We start from the raw sequence: 20,936 nt of genomic DNA on the forward strand, positions 1-20,936 counted from the left end.
TTCAGCGCGCCGCGGCCCGCCCGCTCCTGCGCCGCCGGACCAGCGCCCGGCCGCAGCCCGCGAGAGCGAAGACGCCGAGAGTCGCAGTGATCATGCCGAGGAGCGCGAACGCGACGGGCGCCAGTCCGTCGGCCGGGCTGGCATCGACCGTGCGCCCTCCGAGCGACCACAGTCCGACGAAGATCGGGCTCGATGCGCGGAGCCCGACGCCCAGGATCACGATCCCGACCCCGGTGATCGCCGCACTGATGGCGAGAGTGCTCAGCGGTCGCCTGGCGGATCTCTCCGCGCTGATCCCGAACGCTCCCCGCCCCAGGAATCCGGCCGTGAGCATGACAGCACACGCCATCCAGGCGATCCGCGTGACCGGGACGGCGCCCGCCGCATCGAGAACGGCGAAGTACATCACACCGCCGACGGCGAGCGATGAGCAGATGAACACCCACTGCGGCTCGACCCCGAGCATGCCGACGATCCCGGCGGCAGCGAGAAGGCAGGAGATTCCCGCCGAGAGCACCCCGGTCGCGATGGCCACGACCGGGTCGGCATCGGGCATCAGTGCCGGCGTCACGATCCATCCGATGCCGGCGCCGATCAGCGTCGCCGCGACGAGGATCGCCGCGCTCGTACCGGCCGACAGTCTCCAGCGGGCTTCTTCGCGCTCGCGCTCCTCACGCGCCTCACGGCGGGCTTGCCGCGCCTTCCGGCGCTTCTCCTGTTCCGTCGTCGACAGTTGCTTGGCCACGCGATCCCCCTCAGTCGGCGGTCGGCGCGTTGAGTGCCGCGAAGTACCGCGCCACGACCTCGAGCTCCTCGAGTGCGAATCCGGCGTGAACGCGTTCCATGTGCGCGGAGACCTCGGCGTAGGGCGAACCCTCGACGGGCGAGCTGATCCGCGCGAGCTGCTCCTCGTCGACCTGCACCACGACGCGGCGGCGGTCAGCAGGGTCGGAGACCCGGGTCACCAGCCCCTGCTTCTCCAATCGGTCGATGACGCGCGTCGTCGTGCTGCTCGGCAGCTCCGTGCGCTGACTGAGCTCGCCGGCGGTGAGCGGATGCCCGGCCCTGGCGAGCACGCCGAACGCCTGCAGATCGACGACGTTCAGGCCGAGGGTCCGCGCGATCCGCTCGTTGCGCAGCACGGCGTCCGCGATCAGCACCTGCATGTCGGCGTTGAGACGGCCGATCACCTCGGACCTGCTTGACATCGTTTCCTCCCACGCATATTCTCTCCGTTGTGGAATTATCCCGATTCGGAAATATTCCATGAAGGAGACATCAACAGTCTAAGGAAGGACTCCTCATGGCCACCACCACGCGACGAGGGCTTGCCGTCGGCATCCTCCTGTTCGCCTCGTTCATGGACCTGCTCGACGTGACCATCGTGCAGGTCGCGCTCCCGTCGATCGGCGCCGGGCTCAAGACCGGCCCTGCCGCGCTCGAGTGGATCGTCTCGGGCTACATCCTCGCCTTCGCGGTCGCCCTCATCACGGGCGGCCGGCTGGGCGACATCTTCGGCCGCAAGCGGCTGTTCCTGATCGGCATCATCGGCTTCACCGTCGCCTCTGCGCTGGCCGCCTCGGCATGGTCGGGCGAGGCGCTCGTCGCGTTCCGGGTCATCCAGGGTCTGTTCGCCGCACTCATGGTGCCGCCGCTGCTCGCCACCATCCAGGCGCTGTACTCGCCGCGCGAACGCGCCCCGATCTACGGCCTGGTCGGTGCCGTCACCGGACTGGCCGCCGTGATCGGCCCGCTTCTCGGCGGCTGGCTCGTCGACGCCGACATCGCCGGACTCGACTGGCGGTCGATCTTCTTCATCAACCTGCCGGTGGGCATCGTGATCGCCGCGCTCGCGGTGCGCTTCGTGCCCGAGACCCGCTCGGAGCGCCCGCTGCGCACCGACCTGTGGGGCGTGGTGCTGCTCACCGCGACGCTGCTGTGCCTGATGATCCCGCTGATCGAGGGACGCTCGCTGGGCTGGCCGGTCTGGCTCTGGTCCGTCGTCGGCGCCGGCGTGGTGCTGCTGGCCCTGTTCATCGTCCACTCCCGCCGCCGGATGGCGCGAGACGGATCGGCACTGCTGCCCCTGCCGCTGTTCCGCAACCGCGGCTTCTCGGCCGGACTCGTCACCCAGGCGATGTTCCAGGGCGCGATGAATGCGTTCACGCTGCCGTTCCTGCTCTACCTGCAGCTCGCGCTGGGCTTCGACGCGCTGGGCGCCGGCCTGAACCTGCTGGCCTTCAGCATCGGCGCCATGCTCGGAACCGGCCTGGCCGTGCCGCTCACCGCGAAGCTCGGCAAGGCGCTGATCGCCGCCGGCTGCGTGCTGATGGGCGCTGGTATCTGGTGGACGTACGCGGTGCTGGTCGCCACGGGCGCCGGGTTCACCGGCTGGGCGGCGGTCGGCGGCATGCTCACCGCCGGCGTCGGACTCTCGCTGATCATCATTCCGCTCGTCGACGTCGCACTCGCGACCGTTCCGGTGCAGGATGCGGGTGCGGCATCCGGCACCTACAGCACCTTCCAGCAGATCGGCGCGGCCGGCGGCATCGCCGTGTCGACGACGATCTTCTTCGCCCTGATCGGCGACGACTGGAGCCGCACGTCGATGATCGACGCCCTCGGCGCCTCGGTGACCGTCGCGCTGATCGGTCTCGCGATCGCCGCCGCGGCCAGCCTGCTGCTGCCCGGCGTGCGCGCCGTGCGGGCGCACCTCGCCGAGGAGCACGCGCTGGCGGAGGCGGATGCCGCGGAGGCGGTCACGGTCCCCGGCCGTTGAGCGAGCGACGGTCGTTGAGCGAGCGACGGTCGTTGAGCGAGCGAAGCGAGACGAAACGCACAGACGAAACGCCCCGAGCGGGTCACGCCAATAGCCTGGCAAATGGTCAGCACACGCTGTATGGTCAGTGCGTGCTGACCATTGCCTCGCGAACGGACGTGATGAACCGCCTCGGGCGGGCCATGTCCGACCCGACCCGCTCGCGCATCCTGCTGTCCCTGCTCGATGGCCCGGGATATCCCGCGAAGCTCGCCCGCGACCTCGATCTCACGCGCACGAACGTGTCGAACCACCTCGCCTGCCTGCGCGGATGCGGCATCGTCGTCGCAGAGCCCGAGGGCCGGCAGACCCGCTACGAGATCGCCGATCCGCACCTCGCCGCCGCGCTCACCACGCTGGTCGAGGTGACGCTCGCCGTGGACGAGAGCATTCCCTGCATCGACCCCGCCTGCACCGTTCCCGGCTGCTGCGGCACGGAGCAGCCGTCATGACGACCGCAGTTCTGACCCCGGAGCGGACCGCGGTGCTGCGGCGACGGATCAGGATCGTCGTCGCGATCACGATCTCCTGGAACGTGATCGAGGCCATCGTCGCCCTCGCGGCAGGAGGAGCGGCCTCCTCGGCCGCACTGATCGGGTTCGGGCTGGACTCCATCGTGGAAGTGCTCTCCGCCGCGGCGGTCGCCTGGCAGTTCGCAGCACCCGATCCCGAGCGACGTGAGAAGACCGCCCTGCGGGTGATCGCCGTCTCGTTCTTCGGGCTCGCGGCCTACGTGTCCGTCGACGCGGTCCTGTCGCTGGCCGGGTTGCGCGAAGCGGAGCACTCGCCCGTCGGCATCGCCATCGCCGCACTGAGCCTGCTGGTGATGCCGTTCCTGTCCTGGTTCGAGCGCCGCACCGGCCGCGAACTCGGTTCGGCGTCCGCGGTGGCGGACTCCAAGCAGACCCTGATCTGCACCTACCTCTCTGCCGCCCTGCTGGTCGGACTCGTGCTGAACAGCCTGCTCGGGTGGGCATGGGCCGATTCCCTCGCCGCGCTCGTCATCGCCGGCTTCGCGATCCGCGAGGGCGTCGAAGCCTGGCGTGGCGACGCGTGCTGCGCGACGCCTGTCGCCGTGCTCACCGGAGAGCGCGAGGCCGACCACTGCGACGATGGCTGCTGCAGCCCGAGCTGAGCACCGGATCACCGGCCGATCGGGTGCACCACGACCCGGCGCCGGTCGCGCACCCAGACCTCGCCCGTCTCGCGATGCTCGGCGCGCGAACTGAAGCGGTACCGGTACGAGACCGCCCGCACCCAGCGCGGCGTGCGCCCGTCGAAGGGGTCGGCGGCAAGGAGGCGCAGCGTCGGCGCATCCGCCTCGAGCAACCGCACCAGGAAGACCAGAAACCAGTCGTCCAACGAGTACCCGAGCGGCAGGAACCACATCAGCCAGTCCAGTCGCAGGTGGTAGGGCGCGAACTGCCGGGGCACCCGGCCCAGCTCCCCCGGCTTGCCCTTGAAGGCGTACTCGACCCACTCCGCGGCATCCGGATCCTCGTCGAGCGTGCCCTCGACCACGATCTCGATGCGCTGCTTCGTGACCGTCCCGAACGCCCCGTAGGCGTTCGCGAGCTGCCACGGATTGAAGCTGGCGTTCATCATCTGTCTGCGCGCGAACAGATTGAGCAGCGCGGGCCGGCTGATGACGACGTAGAGCAGGCCGACGGCGGAGGTGATCACGAGCCAGTAGAGATCCACCTCGCCGGTTCCTGAGCGAGCGAAGCGAGCGTCGTACTGAGCGAGCGAAGCGAGACGAAGTGACGAAGGGCGCTCAACGACCGGGATCGCCGAGAAGGCCAGCACGATCGTCGCCCAGTTCAGCCACGCGAAGTTGCCCGTGATCACCAGCCAGCACTGAGTGGCGATGACGATCGCGGCGGCGACTGCACCCACGACGAGCGGCACCGGACCCGGCACCCACAGCGACAGGATCGAGGCGAACAGGAAGAACGGCACCACCAGCTGGGCGAAGTGGTTGCCGATCACCTCGCCCTTGTGGAACCAGCGCGGCAGGAGGTGTGCCTGACGGCTCAGCGGGCCCGGCATCGGCTGCGTCTCGTGATGGAACGTCAGCGCGGTCAGGTCTCGCCATTCGCGCCCGCCGCGGATCTTGATCATCCCGGCACCGAACTCCAGCCGGAAGACCAGCCACCAGAACAGCACGATCACCACGGTCGCCGGCGGCTGGTCACGCGAGCCGAGGAACGCGGCGAGGAACCCCGCCTCGAGCAGCAGCATCTCCCATCCGAAGGAGTAGAAGGTCTGCCCGATCGTGACGATCGACATGTATCCGAGCCAGAGCAGCAGGAAGGCGATCATCGGCACCCACGGCGGGCCGAGCTGCGGGATGCCGGCGACGAGCACAGCGGAGAGCACGATGCCCGTCCAGCACAGCGCGATGAGGCGCCGGTCGGTGTAGCGGATGACGCGGAACAGCGTGGGCCGCCGCATCCGATGCTTCCCCGCCGCCACCCAGGCGAGCAGCTCGGGTGCAGGCAGCAGTCCGCGCTCGCCGAGCAGCGGACGGAACTGGTTCAACGTCGACACGAACGCGACGAGGTACAGCGCCGCGATGCCGCGCTGCAGCACTTCGCGCGCGAACCAGAAGTCCGGCGCCGCGAAACCGTCCATGCCGAAAGGCTACGACCGCCGTCCGGCTCTGCGGTAGGGCAGCGGCGGCCGCTTGACCGTGACACGAAACGGGGGCCGACACGCCGGATGTCGGACAGAACACGGCGTTCCGTCCGACATCTGGCGTGTCAGCCCCCGAACTGTGTCGGGTCGAATGACCGTCAGGCCTGCGGCAGCGCCGCGACCACGTCGATCTCGACGAGGATGTTCGCCAGCTGCGAGCCCACGGTGGTGCGCACCGGGTACGGAGCCGTGAAGAACTCCTCGTACGCCGCGTTGAACTCCGCGAAGTCGGCGAGGTCCTGCAGGTGCACGGTCGACTTGACCACGTCGTCCATGGTCAGGCCGTGCACGGCGAGCACCTTCTGGATGTTGCGCAGCACCTGGCGGGTCTGGTCGCCCACGTTGTCTGCGATGGCGTGGTCGTTCGCGGCATCCTGCGGGCCGAAGCCGGCGGTGTACAGGAATCCGTTCGCGACGACCCCGTGGCTGTAGGGGCCTGCGGGGGTGGGGGCGCCTTCGGCGTAGAAACCGATCTTGTTAGCCATGTTGTTCTCCTTCTTCTCGGTTCGGTCGGTTCGGTTCATCCCAGCTGGTGGGAGATCTCGGCGGCGGCCTCGCGCAGCACGGGTACGCGCTGCTCGAGCTGCTCGCGGCTCTGGGCGGCGCGCAGCGCCGTGAGCGACAGCGCTCCGACGACACCCGCCGAGGTCACGATCGGCACGGCCACGCAGCCCACGAAGTCCTCGAACTCCGCGTCGTCGAAGGCCCAGCCGCGGCGGGCGGTCAGGGCGAGGTCGGCGTCGAGGGCGGCACGACTGGTCAGGGTGTTCGCCGTGTGCCGATGCCAGTCGCAGCCCGCGAGCAGTGCGTCTCGACGGTCCGCCGGAAGCTCCGCCAACACGGCCTTGCCGATGCCGCTGCAGTACGGAAGCACGGCGGCGCCGACGCGGGAGTACATCCGCACGCCCGCGGCATCCTCGACCTTGTCGACGTAGACGATCTCGTCGCCGATCAGCGCTCCGACGTGCACGGTGTTGCCGACGATGCGGTGCAGGCGGCGCACCTGCGCGAAGGCCGCGCCGCGCAGGTCGAGCTGCTCGAGGGCGGCGCCGCCCAGCACGGCGAGCTGCATGCCGACCGCGTAGCGGCCGTCGGGCTGCTTGCGCACGAACCCGACCTGCTCCAGGCTCTGCAGTTCGCGGAACATCGTGGTGCGGTGGATGCCGAACTGCGCGGCCAGCTCGGCCGCCGACATGGGCCCTGCGGCGATGGACGCCAGCACAGCGGCGGCACGGGTGACGCTCTGCGACATCAGGCGTCCCCTCTACGCAGCCCGCGACCGGGGAGGGCGCCGGTCGGCTCGCCGTCAGCGAGAACGCGGACGCCGGCGACGAACACGTCGTCGATGCCGAGCGCGAGTTCACGCGGGTCGTCGTAACTGGCGCCGTCGGCGACGGCCTCCGGGTCGACGAGCACCACGTCGGCGACCGCGCCGGGCTCGATCGCACCGCGCCGGACGAGGCCGAAGCGCTGCGCCGGGTGCGCGGACAGGTGCTGCACGGCATCCGCCCACGACCAGGTGCCGAGCTCGCGGACGAACTCGCGCAGGTACCGCGCGAAGGATCCGGCCGCGCGCGGATGCGGATGCTTGCCGATGAAGATGCCGTCCGACCCTCCAAGGTGCCCCGGGTGCGCGAAGATGCGCGCCAGCTCGGTCGCCGGACGCGGATTGTGCACCGCCATGACGGCGCTGCTCTCCATGCGGGATGCCGCGAGCAGGTCGAGCGCGAAGTCCATCGGGTCGGCTCCGGTGCGAGCGGATGCCTCGCGCAGGGTCAACCCGTGCGCCCAGTCGTAGGCAGGCGCCGCGATGTGCGCGAGCGTGATCATGTCGGGCCAGTCAGGGCCGAGACTGGGGCTGTTCGAGGCGCGCTGCACGCAGGCGGCGCGCAGCGCCTCGCGGCCATCGGCGTCGGTGAGACGGGCGACGGCCTCATCGACGGTGAGCGCAGACACCTCGGGCGGCAGCAGCGGCATGCCGAGCAGCGTGCAGCCGCGGATGTAGGGGTAGGCATCGAAGGTGGCGTCGACGCCGGCCGCGGCGAGCGCGTCGAGCTGGTCGAGCACGATGTCGGCGTCGGCGTGCAGGTGCGAGACGTGCACGGGCAGCGGGGCACCGGCATCCGTCGTGGCGATCCGCGAGATCTCCGCCATCTCGGCGATGCCGGCGGCGCTGTTGTTCTCGTAGCCGCCGCGCATGTGGCTGACGTACACGCCTCCTGCGGCGGCGACCGGCACGCACAGTGCGGCGATCTCGTCGGCGTCCTGGAAGATGCCCGGCACGTAGTCGAGCCCGGTCGACAGGCCCAGCGCGCCCTCCGACATCCCCTGCGTCACCAGCTCGGCCATCCTGGCCCGCTCGTCGGCGGACGCCGGGCCGGTGCGACGGCCGCAGACCTCGAAGCGCACGGTGCCCGCGGGCACGAGGTACCCCGCGTTCAACGGCGATGCGCCGTCGACGGATTCCAGCAGGGCGGCGACGCCTCCGCCCCGATAAGTGGGGTGCGGGCCGTTGATCGCGGCGAAGTACTCGGTCGCGTACGCGCCGTCGCCGGGCGCGTACGAGATGCCGTCCTGCCCGCCGATGACGGTGGTGACCCCCTGCCGCAGCAGCGAGGTGGTCACCGCGGAGTCCTGCAGCAGGCCGTCCGCGTGGGCGTGCGCATCGATGAAGCCGGGCAGGATCAGCCGGCCGGTCGCGTCGATGACCACATCGCCGGGCTGCTCCGAGACGTCGCCGACCGCGGCGATCATCGCGCCGTCGATGACGACGTCGGCGCGCGTCACGCCGGCGGGCGAGACGACCGATCCGCCGCGGAGAACTGTACGACCGGACATGTCGCTCCTCAGAAGTACGTGCGGACGAGGCCGGTGACCACGCCGGACTCGAGCGAATCGATCACGGGCAGCACGCGCCACTTGTCGAAGGCGGTGCACGGGTGCGAGAGGCCGAACCTCACGACGGAGCCGACCGTGAGCGGCTCGGCCGGGCGCACGTAGGAGTGCTGGTCGTTCATCGCGGAGAGGGTCGCGTCGACGGGATGCCAGGGACCCGCGAGATCGTCGGCCGCGGCGCGCGGGATGGGCAGGCCCTCGTCGTAGGGGAAGTCGCGCTTGCCGGCATCCACCAGCGCGAGAGCAGGCTCGGGGCTCGAGACGACCCGCGCGATGCCGTGCATCGCGTTGACGAAGTGCGGGCCCTCACCGCTGCCGCCCTCGTCGAACGGCGAGATGCCGCGGTAGAAGCCGTCGTCGTGCACGATGTAGGCGCCGGAGCGCAGCACGAAGCGGGTGCGTCCGTCGCGCTCGGCGCCGGACCAGACGTCGGCGACGACCTCGAAGTAGGCGCTGCCGCCGGCGGTGACGTACACGTCGCCGTCGCTGTAGAGCGGCGTGATCGTGCGGTGCAGCGCCAGCTGCGCCTCGAGGTAGGAGCGCACGGCGGCGAGCCCCGCCTCGGAGCGGTCGTGCGCGAGGCTGCCCTCGTAGCCGGCGACGCCGGCCAGTCGCAGCACGTCGGATGCGGCGATCCGCTCGGCGATCGCCACGGCCTCCTCCGACGAGCGGGCGCCGGTGCGTCCGCCCTCGGCACCCAGCTCGACGCAGACGTCGACCGGACGAGGCACGCCGACGGCGCGCAGACCGCGCTCCATCGCATCGACCGTGGCGAGCGAGTCGGCCCAGCACACGAAGCGGAGGCCGGGGTCGGCGAGCTCACCGGCGAGCCAGGCCAGCGAGCGGGCGTCGACCGCGGCGTTCGCGAGCATGATCGAGTCGAAGCCGAAGTCGCGGGCGGTGCGCACCTGACCCATGGTCGCGAGGGTGATGCCGAGGGCGCCGGCGTCGAGCTGGCGCTGCCACAGGTCGGGGGCCATCGTCGTCTTGCCGTGCGGCATGATCTCCAGGCCGCGCTCCGCGCACCATTCGGCCATGGTCGCCACGTTCGCCCGCATCGCGGCGTCGTCGAGCACGATCAGCGGAGTCCAGAACTCGTCGAGACGCGGCTTGGTCGCGAGGAAGGCGGATGCGGTCATGCCGACGGCGCGCACCGGGATGCCCTTGTCCCGTGCGGTCAGCAGCTCGTCGTTCAGGTCGTTCATCTCACACTCTCCTCACGTTGTGCATATGTTGCAACATCGGTTGCATTCTGCGCACATGCCGTCTCATCATGGTAACCATGCCCGACGCCTCCGCACCACGCCTCATCACCATCGGTGAGACCATGGCTCTCGTCACCCCCGCACTCGCGGAGCCGCTGGCCACCGCCGTGGACGTGCGACTGCTCGTCGGCGGAGCCGAGTCGAACGTCGCGATCCACGCCGCCCAGCTCGGCGTGCCGACCGCCTGGGTCAGCGCCCTCGGCGACGACGCCCTCGGCGTGCGCGTGCGCGATGAGGTCGCCCGCCACGGCGTCGACGTGCGCTGGGTCACCACCGATCCGTACGCACCGACCGGCGTCTACTTCAAGGACCCGGGGCGCGGAGTGCTGTACTACCGGCGCGGATCGGCGGCCTCGGAGATGAGTCCGGCGACCGTCGCCGAGATACCGCTCGAGCAGGCCGAGATCGTGCACGTCTCGGGCATCACGCCCGCACTGTCGGCCACCTGCTTCATGCTGATCGACGCCGTCATCGATCGCGTCGACGCCGGGTCGGGCGTCCTGAGCTTCGACGTCAACCACCGGGCAGCCCTCTGGGAGCCCGACGCGGCGGCCCCGGTGCTGCTCGCTCGCGCGCGGCGCGCGGGCATCGTCTTCGTCGGGCTCGACGAGGCCGAGGGCCTGTGGGGAACCTCCGATGCGGACGCCGTGCGCGCCCTGCTCCCCGAGCCGGAACTGCTCATCGTCAAGGACGGCGACGTCGGCGCGACCGAGTTCCAGCGCAGCGGCGACGCCGACGTGCGCACCTTCGTGCCCGCGATCAAGACCGAGGTGGTCGAGGCCGTCGGCGCCGGCGATGCGTTCGCCGCCGGCTACCTCGTCGCCCGGATGCAGGGCGCGGATGCCGCCGAGCGACTCGCCGCGGGCCACCGCAGGGCGCACCTCGTGCTGCAGTCCACCGGCGACCTCGTGCCCGACAACGACTGAGAGGCCCCTCATGACCGACAACTCCGTGTTCGAAGAGATCTTCCGCGACGTGCCGCTGATGGCGATCCTGCGCGGGATGGGGGTCGAGCGCACGCTCGCCACCGCCACCCGTGCGTGGGACCTCGGCATCACCGCCGTCGAGGTGCCCGTGCAGACGCCGACCGACGTCGAAGCGCTGCGTGTGCTCGCCGAGGCGGCCCGCGAGCGCGGCCTGACCGTGGGCGCGGGGACCGTCGTGTCGCGCGAGCACGTGCGCCAGGCCGCCGAGGCGGGCGCTGCGTTCACCGTGAGCCCCGGCTTCGACGTCGACGTCGTGCGCGCCTCGCACGAGGCGGGGATGCCGGCCCTTCCCGGTGTCTCCACCGCCTCGGAGGTGCAGCACGCGCTGGGCGAGGGACTCACCTGGCTCAAGGCGTTCCCGGCATCCCTGCTCGGCACCGGCTGGTTCCCGGCCATGCGCGGGCCGTTCCCGCAGGCGCGGTTCGTCGCCACCGGCGGCATGGACTCCGGGAACGCGCAGGCGTACCTGGATGCCGGGGTGCGGGTCGTCGCCGTCGGCTCCGCCCTCGAGGACGAGAGCCAGCTGCCCGCACTGGCCCGGCTGCTCGGCTGACGGGCGGCGCCCGCCGCGACATCCGGAGCCATGCTCCGCGTGTCGCGACGCGGATCCGAACGTGGGCACGGGAGCAGCCCCGGGTGCGAATCCGCACCCGGGGCTGCTCCGCGCTGTCGCAGCATCCGCTCGCTCAGACGGTGGTCTTCACCGTCGTCGTGGCGGCGAGCTCGTGCAGTCGGCCCGCGCCCTCCACGTCGGGGATGATCGACGCCTTCAGAGTCGCGATCACGCCGACGATCGAGATGACGGCGGCGTAGACGACCACCGGCCAGAACGACCCGCCCGCCCACGCGACCAGCGCGGTGCAGATGATCGGGGCCAGGCCGCCGCCGAGGGTGTTCGAGACCTGGTAGCCGATGTTCACCCCGGTCGTGCGCGCCTCTGCATCGAACATCTCGGCGAGCATCGTGGACAGCGTCGCCTGCATCGCGACGCCGAACACCACGAAGCCGAGGATCTGGCCGAGCCAGATCAGCCACATGTTGCCGGTGCTGAACAGCGCGAACGCCGGATAGACCATGGCCGCGAAGCCGAGGCATCCGATGATGTAGACCGTGCGACGGCCGATCCGGTCGGAGATGTGCCCCCACAGCGGCGCGACGACGATCTGCAGCAGGCCGACGATCATCGTGCCGGCGAAGCCCATCCACGCCGGCAGGTGCTTGTTCGACACCATGAAGCCCAGGCCGTAGGTGAGGATCACGTAGCCCGCGATCGACTGCGGCAGGCCGATCAGGATGCCCATGATCGCGTTCTTCGGGTGCCGGAAGGCCTCGACCAGCGGGTTGGCCTTCTTGCCCGCAGCGGCGAGCTGCAGGGCCTGCGTCTCGGTGAACTCCTCGGACTCCTCGAGGTGACGGCGCAGGATGACGGCCACGATGGCGAGCACGATCGAGAACACGAACGGGATGCGCCATCCCCACTGCAGGAACCACGACTCCGGCGCGAGGCCGAGAGCGGCCATGAGGCCGCCGGAGACCACGTTCGCGACACCGGCGCCGGTGATCAGGAACGCGCCGTAGAGTCCCTTCCTGCCGGTGGGCGCGGCCTCGACGACCATGGTCGCGGCACCCCCCATCTCACCGCCGACGAAGAAGCCCTGGAACAGGCGGCACAGGATCAGCAGCAGCGGTGCGGCGATGCCGATCACCTTGTCGGAGGGGATCAGGCCGATGCCGGCCGTGGCGATGCCCATGCCGACCACGGTGGTCATCAGCACGACCTTGCGGCCGACGCGATCCCCGACGATGCCCCAGACGATGCCTCCGACCGGGCGGAGGAAGAACCCGACCGCGAAGGTGGCGAACGATGCCAGCTGCGCGACCACCGGGTCGTCGGACGAGAAGAACACAGCGGGGAACACGGCGGCCGATGCCAGACCGTACAGGTAGTAGTCGTAGTACTCGATGAGCGTGCCGATGGCGCCACCGGCGACCGTCTTGCGCTGCCGAGGTGTCAAGCCGCGCGTCTCAGCGACTGTTGACATGGGAGCCTCCTTGCTCGGGTGATGCGGAGAATCGGGTGAAGTCGGATCCGCCCTCGACGTGGCGGGGCGTGGTGGCTAAACTAGCCCGACATAGACAATCTGTCCAGTACAAAGATTTTTTGTAAAGCAGAGGTGGACGATGGCGACCCAGTCGACGATGGATGCGACGGCGAGTGCCCTGGCGGGCGCCGCCGCCCGTCAGACCTACGAGAGTGCCGAGGAGGTGCTGCGGCTCTACCAGCCGGTGATGCGGGCCCTCGCCAGCGCGGCCGGACCGTCCGTCGAGGTCGTGCTGCACAACCTCGACGGCGCCGACGTCGACCTCGGACACACGATCATGGCCATCGAGAACGGGCACGTGACCGGGCGCTCCGTCGGCGGCCCCTCGACCTCTCTCGGCCTGGACGTCATGAAGGACCGGCAGGCCGACCACGACGCCTTCGGCTACCGGGGGACGACGAGCGACGGCCGCGAGCTGCGCTGCTCGTCGGTGTACTTCCGCAATGCCGCCGGCGACATCATCGCCTCGTTCTGCATCAACGTCGACCTCAGCCCGATCCAGCAGGCCAGGAACATGCTCGAGGCACTGCTGCCCGTGGCAGGCAGTGCCGGCAGCGCCGAGCCCGGCCCGCATGAGCACTTCGGCACCGACCTGGTGTCGGTGATGGACTCGATGATCACCGCCGCGATCGCCGAGATCGGGCGCCCTGTCGAGCAGATGTCGCGCGACGACAAGATCACCGTCCTCGAGCGGCTCGACCAGCGCGGAGCGACCCAGATGCGCAAATCGACCGAGGCGATCGCCAAACGGCTGGGCATCTCACGGGTGACCGCCTACGCCTACCTCGACGAGGCGCGCACGCGCGGTTGACCGGAGAGCAGGCAGACATGAGCGCAGCATCCGAAGAGGTCCTCGCCGCGCGGCTCGCGCACGTCGACGCTCGGCTCGCGTACGAGATCGACGTGGTCGCCGCCGCGGCGGCGGTCGAGCGGGGCGAGGCCGTTCTCGTCGACACCCGCCGCCAGGAGTCGTGGGACCACGGTCACATCGCCGGTGCGCTGCACCTGCCGACGAAGACGCTGGATGCCGGGATCGCCGAGCTCCCCCGCGACCGGATGCTGGTCGTGTACGGCTGGGGTCCCGGATGCAACGGAGCCACCGCCACGGCCCGCATCCTGCTCGCCGCAGGGCTCGACACCCGCGAGCTCTTCGGCGGTTACGAGTACTGGGCCCGCAACGGATTCCCGGTCGAGGCGGACGGGGTCGTCACGCGGCGGACGCCCGACCCGCTCGTCACAGCCGAGGCGTGAGACGACGGTGCCCCGTCCCGCACGAGGCGGGCCGGGGCACCGGCAGGACGCGAGAAGTCAGTCGACCTCGGTCTCGAACGCGTCGGGGTTGTTCTTCACCCACTCGGTGACGGCCTCGGACTCCTTGCCCTCGCCGTACTTGTTCACGACCAGGTCCTCGAGCTCGCCGTACTGCGCGTCGTCCAGCTTGATGCCGGCGATCAGCTCAGCCGCCTCGGGGTACTTCTCGCCGAAGCCCTTCGTCGCCAGGAAGTGCAGGCCCTCGGGCTCGCCCATCGCGCCCTTCGGGTCCTTCAGGTCCTTCACCTTGTAAGTGTCGTTGGCCCAGAACGGGCGCCACAGCGTGACGACGATGTCCTTCTGAGCCTTGATCGCCTTGTCCAGCTCGGTGAGCATGGCCGGGGTCGACGAGGTGACCAGCTCGTACTCGTCCTGCAGGCCGTACGCGGGGATCATCTTCTCCTGGGTCTGCTTGGTCAGACCGGCGCCCGGCTCGATGCCGATGATCTTGCCGTCGTACTGCGCACCCTTGCCCTTGAGGTCCTCGATCGAGTTGAGCTTCGAGTACTCGGGCACGGCGATCGTGAGCTTGGCGTTCTCGTAGTACGAGCCCAGGTCCTCGATCTTGTCGCCGTACTCGTCCATGTAGGACTTGTGCGTGAGCTCGGGCCAGGCCGACGGGTAGATGTCGACGTCGCCGCGGGCGAGGCCGGTGTACAGCGGGCCCGCCTCGGTGAGGGTCTTCAGCTCGACGTCGTAGCCGATCTTCTCCAACTGGTTCTGCAGCAGGTAGGCGGTGCTCAGGCCGTCGGTCCAGGACGGCAGGAAACCGAGGGTGATGGTGCCCTTGTCTCCGGAGCCCGATCCGGAGCCGCTGCCGCTGCCGCTGCCGGTGCCACCGTCGCCGCCGCTGGCGCAGCCGGCGAGGGCGAGCGCCGCCGTCGCGGCGAGAGCGATGGATGCTGTGAGGTGCCTCTTCTTCATGTTTCTTCCTTTTCGTATGTCATTCATCTCGATGTGCAGGTTCTTCGATCAGACGGTCGACGTGCGGCGGACCTTCTCGCGCTCGGTCTCCTCGTGGATCCGCGCGGCCTCGGCCGCGGCATCCGCCGCCGCCCGACGTCGCTGCGTCCGCCGCTTCGACAGCACGCCCAGCAGGGAGTCCTTGTTCTCGGCGGGAGTGCCCAGCGCCGCGGTGACGCGGTCGAGGAACACGGCGATCAGCACGACGCCCAGGCCCGCCTCGACACCCTTGGGGATGTTGATGGTCGAGATCGCCTCGACGACGAGCTTTCCGAGGCCGTCGGCGCCGGCCATGCCAGCGATGACCGCCATCGACAGGGCCAGCATGATCACCTGGTTGACGCCCGCCATGATCGTGGGCATGGCCAGCGGCAGCTGGATGCCGCCCAGGATCTGCCCGCTCTTGGCACCGAACGCCTGTCCGGCCTCGACGGTCTCGCTGTCGACGCCGCGGATGCCGAGCTCGGTGAGGCGCACGCCCGGGGGCAGAGCGAAGATCACGGTCGCGACCAGACCCGGCACCACGCCGATGCCGAAGAACACGATCGCCGGGATCAGGTACACGAAGGCCGGCATGGTCTGCATGAAATCGAGGATCGGCTTCAGCACGGCGCCGACCGTCGCGCTGCGCGCCGACCAGATGCCGAGCGGGATCGCGATGACGAGGGCGACGATGGTCGCCATCAGCACGAGGGCGAGCGTCTGCATCGCAGGCACCCAGAGGTTCATGCCGACGATCAGCAGGAACGACAGGGCAGTGCCGATCGCGAGCTTCCAGGAACGGACCAGCCAGGCCAGCAGCGCGGCGATGATGATGATCACCGGGAACTGCACCGACAGCAGCATGGCTGTCAGGCCGTCCACGAGGAACGTGACGATCACGGAGATCGCGTCGAGCACGCCGCCGAGGTTCGCCTGGATCCAGTCCACGCCTGCATCGACCCAGTCGCCGATCGGAATGCGGAAACCGTCCATCAGAGCACCTCTCCCTCGTCGCCGGATGCCGCGAAGGCGGCGCCGCCGCCCACGACGGGCGTGCCGATGGTGTCGGCGGGCTCGCCGAGCACCTCGTTGATGGTCGCCTGCGGCATCGGCTGCAGCGGCAGGGTGAGCTCCTCGGTCGCGGTGGTGCCGGGGCCGAGCGCGGCGAGCAGGGTGATGCGCGGGATGACGCCGACCAGACGGTTCCGGTCGTCGGTGACGGCGAGCGGTAGCACCGACTCGACGGACGGCACGAACAGATCCATCAGCACGGAGTCCTCGTTCACAGCCTGCGGGGCGGGCTTGATCACCGAGGCGAGGTCACTCGACCCCTTGCGCACCAGCTTCACGGCATCCCGATCGGTGACGATGCCGAGCAGGGTGCGGTCGCGACTGACGACGTAGGTCGCCGACATGTAGGCGTCGCGCATCTGGCGCAGCGCGGTGCGCGGGCCCGCCGACTCGGAGATCACCGGACGCGGACGCTCCATGACGTTCGCGGCGGTGAGCACGCGAGCGCGGTCGACGTCCTGCACGAACTGCTCGACGTAGTCGTTCGCCGGGTCGGTGAGGATGTCCTCGGGAGTGCCGATCTGCACGATGCGGCCGTCGCGCATGACCGCGATCCGGTCGCCGAGGAACATCGCCTCGTTCAGATCGTGCGTGATGAACACGATGGTCTTCTGCAGCTTGGCCTGCAGTTCGACGAGCTGCTCCTGCATCTCGCGGCGGATCAGCGGGTCGAGGGCCGAGAACGCCTCATCCATGAGCAGGATGTCGGTGTCCGCGGCGAGAGCGCGGGCGATGCCGACGCGCTGCTGCATTCCGCCGGACAGCTCGCCCGGCAGCTTGTCGCCCCAGCCGGCCAGACCCACCAGGGCGAGGATCTCTTCGGCCTTCTGCAGGCGTTCGGCCTTGCCGACGCCGCGGAGCTCGAGCGGGTAGGCCACGTTCGCCGACACCGTGCGGTGCGGCAGCAGCGCGAAGTGCTGGAACACCATCGAGATGCTGTCGCGACGGATCTCGCGCAGGCGCGATGACGACGCCTTGGTCAGCTCCTCTTCTCCGATGAGGATCTCACCGGAGGTGGTGTCGTGCAGGCCGTTGAGCATGCGGATGAGAGTGGACTTGCCCGATCCGGACAGGCCCATGATGACGAAGATCTCGCCTCTGTTCACCGTGAAGCTCGCGTCGATGACGGCTGCCGTTCCGGCATCCTTCACATCGTCGCGGCTCTCGCCGGCCTTCAGCCGTTTGACGGCCTGGTTCGGGTTCTTCCCGAACACCTTGTACAGATGACGCGCTTCAAGAGCGGTTTCAGACACGCTTCCCCCGTGGCTCACCTCGGGTGGGTGAGCCCACTTCGGTTACGCCCGGGTGGTGATCACGAGGCCGTTCGACTGCGTCGTGCTGGCGGCACTGGCCCGGATTTCGGATCCGGGCAGAGATCACCGACCATACGCCCGCATCTCACACCAGTAATAAGCACAAAGTTCGAAGAAAGACACGGTCGCGGACTGGTCTTCGGGCCGTCAGGCCCGCATTCCAACGTAACGAGTGGCTGATCGGGTGGCAAATTCTGTCACCCGATCGTGACCGGCGTCAACGCTTCGTGGACTTTGTGACGATGAACTTCGGGGTGCGTTCGACCTGCTCCGTCGGACCCACTTCGCGCTGCAGGATGCGGCGGTGGTCGAGGTGCGAGTTGAACACGGTCCACACCTCTCCGCCGGGTCTCGTCAGCCGCGCGGCGGCCTGGATCAGGCGGTGTCCCGCGGCCTCGTCGACGGCGCTTCCGAGGTGGAACGGCGGGTTCAGCAGGACGAGGTCCGCCGTGCCGACGGGAAGCTCGGAGCCGGCGTCGTCGAGCGTCACGGTCACGTTCTCGAGGCCGTTCGCGGCCATGGTCGCGCGGGCCGAACGGACGGCCGCCGCCGAGCGGTCGGTCGCGATGACCCGGGATGCCGGATGCTGCATCGCGTAGGTGGCGGCGAGCGCGCCCGTGCCGCAGCCGAGGTCGATGGCGACCTCCGCGCTCCGGATGTCGGGGAGCACTTCCAGAAGCACCCGCGTTCCGATGTCGATCCTGTCGCCGGCGAACGCTCCGCCGTAGGCGCAGAGGGTGAGTCCGGGATGGGCCGTGGAGACCGGGAACGGCGGAGGCCCGTCGGGTCGGCGCAGGCCGCGCGCCACGAGAAGCCGCGACTTCCGCTCGGCGCGCTGCGGCTGCACTTCCGCGAAGTACCGCCCGAGCACGTCGTTCTGCCCGAGCGACATGTGCTTGACCCGGCCGCCCGCGATGAGCACGACGTCTGGCTGCGCCCAGCGCGCGATGGCATCCGCGATCTCCTCCAACTCGGCGAGCGCCTTCGGCAGCTGCAGCAGAACGAGCCGGATGCCGGTGAGCAGACGCTCGTCGAGCTCGTGCTGCTCGAACGTCGGAACCCACGGACCGTCTGCTCCGCCGTCGGCGTGCTCCGCTGCGGCTCGCCGCGCGGCATCCGTTCCGTCTGTGAGTCCCAACGCGGCGGCGTTGCGCGCGAGCGCACGGCGCCCTGTCACGAGGTCCTGGTGCACGCGGATGCCCGGCATCCCGGCGTCCGTGAGGGCGAGCGTGATCGCACCGTACGCGTCTCCGATGACGGCGATCTCGTCACCGCGGATGCCGGTGGCGAGCGCCTCGCGCACGAGCAGCTCGTCCGTAGCGTCCCAGGCCTGCAGGTTCGGCGCCTCGACGTCGGGCGCGCGGCGCAGGCGCGTGAAGTCGAACTCGGGCACCCGCTCAGCGTACGCGGATCGGATCACCCTTGACTTCCCTCACGTTAGGTGGTTCATTAGTCAAGTAACTAACCGCATAACCGGAGGCGATGTGATCGACGAAGGCAGGCCGCTGTTCCTCCAGATCGCGGAGGCGATCGAGGCATCCATCCTCGACGGCACACTCGCCGAGGACGGGCAGGCGCCGTCGACCAACGAACTCGCCGCGTTCTACCGGATCAACCCGGCCACGGCCGCGAAAGGCGTCGCCATGCTGACAGACAAGGGCATCCTGCTCAAGCGCCGCGGCATCGGCATGTTCGTGGCCCCCGGCGCCCGCGCCATCCTGCTCGCCGAGCGTCGAACGGCGTTCGCCGAGCGCTACATCGACCCCCTCATCGCCGAGGCCCGCACGCTGGGACTCGGCCCTGACGACCTGACCGCACTGCTGCACGAGCGCGCCGCACTCACCGGAGCCTCGGGCACCGCAGCATCCACCGAAGGGAGCCCCTCATGACCACCGTCATCGGCGTGCAGAACCTCACCAAGAAGTACAAGGACAAGCTCGCCCTGGACGACGTGTCGCTGACGATCGAGGAGAACACGATCTACGGCCTGCTCGGCCGCAACGGCGCCGGCAAGACGACCCTGATGTCCATCCTCACCGCGCAGAACTTCGCCAGCGCCGGCGACGTCCGTGTCTTCGGCGAGCACCCCTACGAGAACGCCCGCGTACTCAGCCGGGTGTGCTTCGTGCGCGAGAGCCAGAAGTATCCGGACGACTCGACCGCCACGCACGTGCTCCGTGCGGCGCGGCTGTTCTTCCGCAACTGGGATCAGGAGCTCGCCGAGCGTCTGATCGACGACTTCCAGCTGCCGATGCGCACCCAGGTGAAGAAACTGTCCCGCGGGCAGACGTCGGCGGTGGGAGTGATCATCGGCCTGGCGTCCCGCGCCGAGATCACCTTCTTCGACGAGCCGTACCTGGGCCTCGACGCGGTGGCCCGGCAGGTGTTCTACGACCGGCTGATCGAGGACTACGCCGAGTCTCCGCGCACGATCATCCTGTCGTCCCACCTGATCGACGAGGTCGCCAGCCTGCTCGAGAAGGTCATCGTCATCGACGGCGGACGGATCCTGCTGAACGAGGACACGGATGCCGTGCGCGGCCGCGCGACGACGATCGTCGGCGACGCGACGAAGGTCGAGGCCTGGACGCAAGGTCGCGAGGTCATCCATCGCGAGGGGCTCGGACGCGTGGCATCCGTGACGGTCGTCGGCCGCCTCGAGGCCGCCGAGCGCACGAGGCTGACGGCGGACGGGCTCGATGTCGTCCCGGTCTCGCTGCAGCAGCTGATCGTCCGCCTCACGCAGAACGCCGCATCGTCGGCATCCGATTCCGCCGCACTCGCCGAGGAGGTCCGCTGATGCGACGCACACTCAACGTGGTCAGACTCCAGCTGATCAACCGCTCCACCTTCATCTGGGTCCCCCTGATCGTCCTGGCCAGCGCCGTGCTGGTGTCGGTCGCCATCTACGCGATGATCCCCGTCGACACGCCCAAGTACGGCGGCGGCAGCCAGGCCCCGCTGTGGGTCTACCTGGCCGTCGGCATCTCGGCGATGACCTCGACCTTCCCGTTCTCTCAGGCCATCAGCGTCACGCGCCGGGATTTCTTCCTCGGGTCGATGGTCGCCGCCGCCATGAGCAGTGCGCTGATGGGCGTCCTGTTCCTGATCGGCGGCGGCATCGAGGTGCTCACCGACGGGTACGGCGTGAACGGCTGGGTCTTCCACCTGCCGTGGGTGTGGGAGGCCGGCCCGATCGGCGCATTCACGGTGTACTTCACGCTCGCGCTGTTCTTCTTCGTCATCGGATTCACCGCGGCCACGATCTTCAAGCGCTGGGGTCCGCTCGCGCTCACCACGGTGGGCATCGGTCTGGTGGTCGTCCTCGCCGGCCTGGCGCTCCTGATCACCCGACTCGAGGAGTGGGGACAGGTGTTCGCGGGCATCATGCAGCTCGGCGCATTCGGGCTGGCGCTGTGGGGGCTGGTGGTCACCGTGGCGCTGATGGTCATCTCGTTCCTCACCATCCGGCGCGCGATCCCGTAGCGGAAGCGCCGCATCGCGAGGCGACCACTCGGGCACCCGTCAGCGTG

22 protein-coding genes are annotated in these 20,936 nt (G+C 69.5%); 10 read left to right on the top strand and 12 right to left on the bottom strand.

What is annotated here, in order from left to right:
- Nucleotide 1 precedes the first annotated feature (1 nt).
- Together ACFVAE_RS09910 and ACFVAE_RS09915 are read right to left on the bottom strand one after the other, a co-directional pair.
- On the bottom strand, nt 2-745 hold the full coding sequence (locus ACFVAE_RS09910) for a hypothetical protein (protein ID WP_378891191.1): 744 nt from the start codon (nt 743-745) through the stop codon (nt 2-4).
- A gap of 10 nt (nt 746-755) precedes the next feature.
- The gene (locus ACFVAE_RS09915; RefSeq protein ID WP_378891193.1) at nt 756-1,208 is read right to left on the bottom strand and encodes a MarR family winged helix-turn-helix transcriptional regulator; all 453 of its coding nucleotides are present in this window, start codon (nt 1,206-1,208) and stop codon (nt 756-758) included.
- Nucleotides 1,209-1,303: 95 nt separating this feature from the next.
- On the opposite strand from ACFVAE_RS09915, the gene ACFVAE_RS09920 reads away from it, so the two are divergent.
- The 3 genes from ACFVAE_RS09920 (at nt 1,304) to ACFVAE_RS09930 (ending at nt 3,953) form a co-directional block, all read left to right on the top strand.
- Nucleotides 1,304-2,779, top strand: coding sequence for an MFS transporter (locus ACFVAE_RS09920; RefSeq protein ID WP_378891195.1), 1,476 nt, complete (start codon nt 1,304-1,306; stop codon nt 2,777-2,779).
- Between the two features lie 131 nt (nt 2,780-2,910).
- The gene (locus tag ACFVAE_RS09925) at nt 2,911-3,270 is read left to right on the top strand and encodes an ArsR/SmtB family transcription factor (RefSeq protein ID WP_378891198.1); all 360 of its coding nucleotides are present in this window, start codon (nt 2,911-2,913) and stop codon (nt 3,268-3,270) included.
- On the top strand, nt 3,267-3,953 hold the full coding sequence (locus ACFVAE_RS09930) for a cation diffusion facilitator family transporter (RefSeq protein WP_378891200.1): 687 nt from the start codon (nt 3,267-3,269) through the stop codon (nt 3,951-3,953). Before ACFVAE_RS09925 ends, ACFVAE_RS09930 begins: the two co-directional genes overlap by 4 nt.
- Before the next feature lie 8 nt (nt 3,954-3,961).
- Here the strand turns inward: ACFVAE_RS09930 and ACFVAE_RS09935 are convergent, their stop codons facing one another.
- From ACFVAE_RS09935 to ACFVAE_RS09955, 5 genes are all read right to left on the bottom strand, one after another.
- On the bottom strand, nt 3,962-5,452 hold the full coding sequence (locus ACFVAE_RS09935) for a lipase maturation factor family protein (RefSeq protein WP_378891203.1): 1,491 nt from the start codon (nt 5,450-5,452) through the stop codon (nt 3,962-3,964).
- A gap of 161 nt (nt 5,453-5,613) precedes the next feature.
- Entirely contained in the window at nt 5,614-6,000 is a 387-nt protein-coding gene (locus tag ACFVAE_RS09940) for a RidA family protein (protein ID WP_378891205.1), read from the bottom strand.
- Nucleotides 6,001-6,035: 35 nt separating this feature from the next.
- A complete protein-coding gene (locus ACFVAE_RS09945; RefSeq protein WP_378891207.1) occupies nt 6,036-6,767 on the bottom strand; it encodes an IclR family transcriptional regulator in 732 nt (243 codons plus the stop codon).
- Nucleotides 6,767-8,353, bottom strand: a complete 1,587-nt coding sequence (locus tag ACFVAE_RS09950) for an amidohydrolase family protein (protein ID WP_378891209.1) — start codon at nt 8,351-8,353, stop codon at nt 6,767-6,769. Before ACFVAE_RS09950 ends, ACFVAE_RS09945 begins: the two co-directional genes overlap by 1 nt.
- A gap of 8 nt (nt 8,354-8,361) precedes the next feature.
- Nucleotides 8,362-9,615 carry an amino acid aldolase gene (locus ACFVAE_RS09955; RefSeq protein WP_378891211.1) on the bottom strand — a complete coding sequence of 418 codons (1,254 nt, stop codon included), beginning with the start codon at nt 9,613-9,615 and terminating at the stop codon, nt 8,362-8,364.
- A 77-nt stretch (nt 9,616-9,692) separates the two neighbouring features.
- On the opposite strand from ACFVAE_RS09955, the gene ACFVAE_RS09960 reads away from it, so the two are divergent.
- Both ACFVAE_RS09960 and ACFVAE_RS09965 read left to right on the top strand, forming a co-directional pair.
- Entirely contained in the window at nt 9,693-10,601 is a 909-nt protein-coding gene (locus tag ACFVAE_RS09960; protein ID WP_378891213.1) for a sugar kinase, read from the top strand.
- 10 nt (nt 10,602-10,611) lie between these two features.
- Nucleotides 10,612-11,214 (top strand): bifunctional 4-hydroxy-2-oxoglutarate aldolase/2-dehydro-3-deoxy-phosphogluconate aldolase, encoded by a 603-nt coding sequence (locus tag ACFVAE_RS09965; RefSeq protein WP_378891215.1) that lies wholly within the window; start codon nt 10,612-10,614, stop codon nt 11,212-11,214.
- A gap of 133 nt (nt 11,215-11,347) precedes the next feature.
- Here the strand turns inward: ACFVAE_RS09965 and ACFVAE_RS09970 are convergent, their stop codons facing one another.
- Nucleotides 11,348-12,703, bottom strand: coding sequence for an MFS transporter (locus ACFVAE_RS09970; RefSeq protein ID WP_378891218.1), 1,356 nt, complete (start codon nt 12,701-12,703; stop codon nt 11,348-11,350).
- A 139-nt stretch (nt 12,704-12,842) separates the two neighbouring features.
- Between ACFVAE_RS09970 and ACFVAE_RS09975 the strand changes: the two genes are divergently transcribed.
- Together ACFVAE_RS09975 and ACFVAE_RS09980 are read left to right on the top strand one after the other, a co-directional pair.
- Nucleotides 12,843-13,574, top strand: a complete 732-nt coding sequence (locus ACFVAE_RS09975; protein WP_378891220.1) for a transcriptional regulator — start codon at nt 12,843-12,845, stop codon at nt 13,572-13,574.
- Nucleotides 13,575-13,591: 17 nt separating this feature from the next.
- The gene (locus ACFVAE_RS09980; RefSeq protein WP_378891222.1) at nt 13,592-14,014 is read left to right on the top strand and encodes a rhodanese-like domain-containing protein; all 423 of its coding nucleotides are present in this window, start codon (nt 13,592-13,594) and stop codon (nt 14,012-14,014) included.
- A 57-nt stretch (nt 14,015-14,071) separates the two neighbouring features.
- On the opposite strand, the gene ACFVAE_RS09985 is transcribed toward ACFVAE_RS09980, so the two are convergent.
- From ACFVAE_RS09985 to ACFVAE_RS10000, 4 genes are all read right to left on the bottom strand, one after another.
- Entirely contained in the window at nt 14,072-14,998 is a 927-nt protein-coding gene (locus ACFVAE_RS09985) for a glycine betaine ABC transporter substrate-binding protein (RefSeq protein WP_378891224.1), read from the bottom strand.
- Nucleotides 14,999-15,046: 48 nt separating this feature from the next.
- A complete protein-coding gene (locus ACFVAE_RS09990; RefSeq protein ID WP_378891227.1) occupies nt 15,047-16,012 on the bottom strand; it encodes an ABC transporter permease in 966 nt (321 codons plus the stop codon).
- Nucleotides 16,012-17,343 carry a glycine betaine/L-proline ABC transporter ATP-binding protein gene (locus ACFVAE_RS09995; protein ID WP_378891230.1) on the bottom strand — a complete coding sequence of 444 codons (1,332 nt, stop codon included), beginning with the start codon at nt 17,341-17,343 and terminating at the stop codon, nt 16,012-16,014. The genes ACFVAE_RS09990 and ACFVAE_RS09995 overlap by 1 nt, the downstream gene beginning before the upstream one ends.
- Nucleotides 17,344-17,620: 277 nt before the next feature.
- Nucleotides 17,621-18,796 carry a class I SAM-dependent methyltransferase gene (locus ACFVAE_RS10000; protein ID WP_378891233.1) on the bottom strand — a complete coding sequence of 392 codons (1,176 nt, stop codon included), beginning with the start codon at nt 18,794-18,796 and terminating at the stop codon, nt 17,621-17,623.
- A gap of 91 nt (nt 18,797-18,887) precedes the next feature.
- Between ACFVAE_RS10000 and ACFVAE_RS10005 the strand changes: the two genes are divergently transcribed.
- The 3 genes from ACFVAE_RS10005 to ACFVAE_RS10015 are packed head-to-tail and all read left to right on the top strand — an operon-like array spanning nt 18,888 to nt 20,889.
- Nucleotides 18,888-19,292: a GntR family transcriptional regulator gene (locus tag ACFVAE_RS10005; protein WP_378891235.1), complete on the top strand. Its 405-nt coding sequence runs from the start codon at nt 18,888-18,890 to the stop codon at nt 19,290-19,292.
- On the top strand, nt 19,289-20,203 hold the full coding sequence (locus ACFVAE_RS10010) for an ABC transporter ATP-binding protein (RefSeq protein ID WP_378891237.1): 915 nt from the start codon (nt 19,289-19,291) through the stop codon (nt 20,201-20,203). Before ACFVAE_RS10005 ends, ACFVAE_RS10010 begins: the two co-directional genes overlap by 4 nt.
- Entirely contained in the window at nt 20,203-20,889 is a 687-nt protein-coding gene (locus ACFVAE_RS10015; RefSeq protein ID WP_378891240.1) for a hypothetical protein, read from the top strand. Before ACFVAE_RS10010 ends, ACFVAE_RS10015 begins: the two co-directional genes overlap by 1 nt.
- The last annotated feature ends 47 nt before the right edge of the window (nt 20,890-20,936 follow it).

Source organism: Microbacterium sp. NPDC057659 (assembly GCF_042799915.1).
Classification (GTDB): Bacteria; Actinomycetota; Actinomycetes; order Actinomycetales; family Microbacteriaceae; genus Microbacterium.